Annotated in this window: 4 protein-coding genes and 1 pseudogene; 2 read left to right on the top strand and 3 right to left on the bottom strand. The window is 38.0% G+C overall.

Annotated elements, in window-relative coordinates:
- Positions 1-363, top strand: a pseudogene (locus tag AC1DPQ_RS18830) (hypothetical protein); the annotation flags it as partial.
- Positions 364-482: 119 nt separating this feature from the next.
- On the top strand, positions 483-1,049 hold the full coding sequence (locus tag AC1DPQ_RS18825) for a DUF922 domain-containing protein (protein ID WP_477610524.1): 567 nt from the start codon (positions 483-485) through the stop codon (positions 1,047-1,049).
- Here the strand turns inward: AC1DPQ_RS18825 and AC1DPQ_RS18820 are convergent.
- The 3 genes from AC1DPQ_RS18820 to AC1DPQ_RS18810 all read right to left on the bottom strand — a co-directional run bounded on the left by AC1DPQ_RS18820 (position 1,038) and on the right by AC1DPQ_RS18810 (position 4,108).
- The gene (locus tag AC1DPQ_RS18820) at positions 1,038-1,409 is read right to left on the bottom strand and encodes a diacylglycerol kinase family protein (RefSeq protein WP_477610523.1); all 372 of its coding nucleotides are present in this window, start codon (positions 1,407-1,409) and stop codon (positions 1,038-1,040) included. The two genes, AC1DPQ_RS18825 and AC1DPQ_RS18820, sit on opposite strands and share 12 nt — an antisense overlap.
- A 108-nt stretch (positions 1,410-1,517) precedes the next feature.
- On the bottom strand, positions 1,518-2,138 hold the full coding sequence (locus AC1DPQ_RS18815) for a hypothetical protein (protein WP_477610522.1): 621 nt from the start codon (positions 2,136-2,138) through the stop codon (positions 1,518-1,520).
- A 59-nt stretch (positions 2,139-2,197) separates the two neighbouring features.
- Entirely contained in the window at positions 2,198-4,108 is a 1,911-nt protein-coding gene (locus AC1DPQ_RS18810; RefSeq protein WP_477610521.1) for a beta-N-acetylhexosaminidase, read from the bottom strand.
- Positions 4,109-4,494 lie beyond the last annotated feature (386 nt).

Genomic DNA, 4,494 nt, shown 5'->3' with positions numbered 1-4,494 from the left:
GGCGTATATACCTTAATTCTGTACCGCGATTACAGGTTAATTTCTAAAACCGATTTTACCGCTCACCCGCACGAATACTTAAACAACCTAAAAACCTATCAATTAAACCGTTATAAACTTTACAACTCTTTATATTGGTTTTATATGATTGCACTTTCCTTGGGCATCATATTTTATTTTGTAGAAATTCTTGCACACTTTAACACTGTTCAAAAAGTTTTAGCTGTAGGCTTAACTGCAATATGGATGTTATTTTGCTCAACAGTATTAAGAAAGGCTGTGATGAGCAGGGAAAAAGAACGTATAGCTTTATTGATCGAGAAATTTGAGCGCATTAGCGGWCAGATTTCTACTCCCGAATAATTTTAGGCACGGTTTTTTCACTGTAAAAACCAACACATGAAACCATCATGATTTACCATTTAACAACGGAATAACTAAATCATGATAGCTTCACCAGCGTTGAAACTAAAATTACACAGGTGAAAAGACATATTATATCCCTTTTATTTTTGCTGGCACTGCCATGTACTTTTGCTTTTAAACAAGATTTTTCCGAGCCTATTCAATTAAATTGGGAAACGCATTTTAAAGGAAAAGCCGATATGCGCTCGCCATTTTTTGCACTGACTGCCATGACATGGAAATATAGTTACGAAAGTACCGTTTACCGTAATCGCGTTGCCATTAAGCTTAAAAATGATGTGAGCATTGATAAAACGAGATCGTGGGTTAAGTGGGATAAAATTAAAGATCCTGAAATTAGGGCAAGTCTTTTACACCACGAACAAGGACACGCAGATATTCATTATATTTTACTATTGGAGGCCGAAAGGGTATTAAAAAACCGAAACTATGCTGTAAGCAACTATAAAGCCCAAATATCTGAACTCGCCAATCAGATCAGTAATTATTTCGACACCATGCAACGTAACTATGATGAAGAAACCGAGCACGGCAGCAACCATAAAATGCAGGCCCGGTGGGATGACATTATTCAGGATAAGATTGAAGAATCGAGGACTGCTATGGCCGAATTACAAAAATAGTTTTGGAATAAAAATAATAGCACCAACCGTTACCGCCAGAAATGCAGCCACCAAAACCGCAGCAGCAGCCAAATCTTTTACTACTTTAATTTTGGGGTGATAGTTTGGAGAAACCACATCGGCCAGTTTTTCGAGAGCAGAATTTAAAATTTCGGCCACAAAAACAGCCGAAATAACAGATAAAATGGCAATCCATTCTGAACCGGAAATTTTCAGGTAAAAGGATAAACCAATGGCAACGATCGCTGCAAACAAATGAACTCTTCCATTATGATCGTTAATGAAGAACAGTTTTAGTCCGTTAAAAGCATATTTAAAGCTCTTGATCCGATCAATGATAGAAAATTTTTCGTTGTCCATTGTTTTTAAATTACGTGATAGATCCTGAAACAAGTTCAGGATGACGATCCTTCAAAGTATGATCCCTCTCCTTACGCTCCACGCGCTACGCCTTTCACCTTTAGTCTTTTAGCTTTTAGCTTTCCCCTCCTCAGGCTTCACCTCGCTTGTAGAAAAACCATTTCCACTTAATTTATATTGATAGGTCTTGGTAATCGTTTTAGTACTATCTGCGCTGTCTTTTACCGGAAAAGAACGGAACAGGTCGCCGTTTTTAATAAAAAAATTATCGTTACCGGTATAACCTTTCTTTTGACTGGTGCTTAAAGAAGGGAAACTGATTTTATTGAAATCGCCACGCGTGTATTCAAAAACATTTAAATCCGAAACTGTTTTTTTGCTTAAGAGCTGAATATACAATTCAGGATTTCCATCATTGTCTAAATCCATATTCCAGGCATCAATCACAATACCTTTACGATCTACGGCGGCCGACCTGTAATTATTACGCACAGAATCAGACATAAGAATCTGATACCCCCCAATAGAGTCAACCCCTTTTCCCCAGCTTACAATTTCGAAATTCAATCCAGGTCTCACTTCTATATCTTTATAAAAACGGAAGGGGTTTTTCTGCACTTTTTCAGTTTCTGTCTTAATTTCTTTAGGTTTTTCTTCTGTGCATGCAAAACAAAACAGCATCCCTGTTATTAACAAGAGATGCTGTAATGTATATTTCTGTAATTTCATTCTATTTAGGACGTTTTAGTTGCCCCAAATTAAGTATTTTAGCCTTTTAAAGCAACATTTTATTTCTTTGCATCTGTTTTAATTTCGGGTGCTCCGTTATTTAAAACCGTTTCTGTGGTTACACTTCTTCTGCCACTTGGTGCAATAACAATGGTTTTTAATACTCTTTTTTCGCCTTGTGGTACTGTAATTTTAATTGGCGCAGTGTACAAGAATGCATTTTCCGATGGACGAGATAAATCAATCGAATAATAAATTTTAGCTCCGGTTACAGGTGCTTTTAAATCAATTGTAAATTCTCCGCCTGTTAAGGGTTTATCGCTCTGACCAATTGGTGTAGGTACCCAGAAATTAACATTCATTTTATCTAAACGGGCCAAATGAGCTGGTAAACGTTCTTCAGAAAAATTCTTTAAATCTTTACGTTCAACCGGCGACCACGCAATTTCAGATAAAGCCAATAAACGTGGGAAAGCGTGATTTTCTGCTTTTGCTGTGGTTTTAATATACTCAGACCACATATTAGCCTGTACACCTTTAATATATTTTCTTTCGTCGGCAGTTAACACTTTCGGAATCGGATCGTAAGCATAAATCTTTTGGTAAGGGGCAAATCCGCCAATGGTTACCGGCTCATCAGGAGAGTTAGATTGTTTATGGTCGATATATAGGCCCATCGATCCTGGGGTCATAATTACATCGTGTTTTTGTTGTGCAGCTGCAATTCCGCCATCTTCGCCTCTCCAGCTCATTRCGGTTGCATTAGGCGCCAAACCGCCTTCTAAAATCTCATCCCAACCAATGATCGAGCGTCCTTTTCCGTTTACATGTTTTTCTATCGTTTGGATGAAATAGCTCTGTAATTCATGCTCATCTTTCAAACCTTTCTCTTTCATGAGGTTCTGGCAGAAGGTTGATTCTTTCCAATAGGTTTTAGGCGCTTCATCGCCTCCAATATGGATGTATTTAGAAGGGAAAATAGCGATAACCTCGTCTAAGATATTTTCAAGAAAAGTAAAGGTATTTTGCGAAGGCACAAAAATATCGTCAAAAACACCCCAGGTTTGTTGTACCTGTTTACCTTTTCTGCTACCCGCCCATGGTGTTTTATCGCTGATAAAAGTATCACGGTCAGGAAAACAGCTTAATTCAGGATAAGCAGCAATTGCAGCAGAAGCATGGCCTGGCAATTCGATTTCCGGAATTACCGTAATGTATTTCGTAGCCGCATATCTCACAATTTCTTTAGCTTCTTCTTGGGTATAATAACCTTTAACCGGTGTAAGATAATTTCCATTACCAGGATAATTACCAATAATAGATCCATTACGTGAAGAACCGATTTCTACCAGTTTTGGGTATTTTTTAATCTCTAATCTCCAGCCCTGATCGTCAGTTAAATGCCAGTGGAAAGTATTGATTTTGTAATAAGCCAACTGATCGATGTATTTTTTGATAAAAGAGATCGGGAAGAAATGACGGCTTACATCCAACATCGTTCCGCGGTAAGCAAAACGTGGATAATCGTTAATATCAACTGCCGGGATGGTAATTTTATCAGCCACTTTATCTGGCATCATCTGCATAGCAGATTGAACCGCATAAAAAAGGCCTGCACCTTTTCCTGTTAAAATAATTTGTTTAGGGGTAACTTTAATGGTGTAACCTTCAGCTGGCAATTGATCTGCTCCAACAGACGTTAAAACAATTGCTTTTTGGTTAGGTTGGGTAATTTTAGTTTCACGTAAGGCAAAACCTGCCTTGGTAACGATAAAAGCGTTTAATAAATCAGCCATCTTTGCGCCGTCGATGCTTTGATTTACTAAAACCGTGGTTTTATCTAAAATGAAATTTCCGTTTGCCCTGGTAATGGTTACAGGTGCAGGTATGATACCCAGATTAGGATCACTCTGCGCAAATGCACTCGTGCTGATTAATACTCCAATAAAAATCGATAATGCTTTGTTCATGTTGTGTTTTTGATTTTATAGATTTATTTGATTGTTTGAACCAAGATAGAGATAATGGCCAGATTCCGAATCTCACATTCTTGTTACAATTGAGATCAACCGTTTGACTGCACTGCATAATGCATATAAATCTAAGCAATATTTATTAAAACGTTTTTCCAATGTTTCTAATAAACTATTATAACGGAAACCTTAGTCTTTTTTTGGAAATCAAGTACAGAAGCGCTTGGGTTACGATAGTCCCGCTCCCGCTTCTGCCAATTTGATCCCGATGTAAAGTCGGGAGGCATCCCGCTTTGATCGGGTTTAAGTAGCACAGCCAGTGGAACTATTTAGGGTTGCAAAGTGCATAACAATTATGAGGTAGACACCACGTTGTTCTACCC

The organism is Pedobacter sp. 01T416_2, assembly GCF_056398925.1.
The sequence above is the reverse complement of the archived record's forward strand: the minus strand, read 5'-3'. Positions and strand labels throughout refer to the sequence as shown.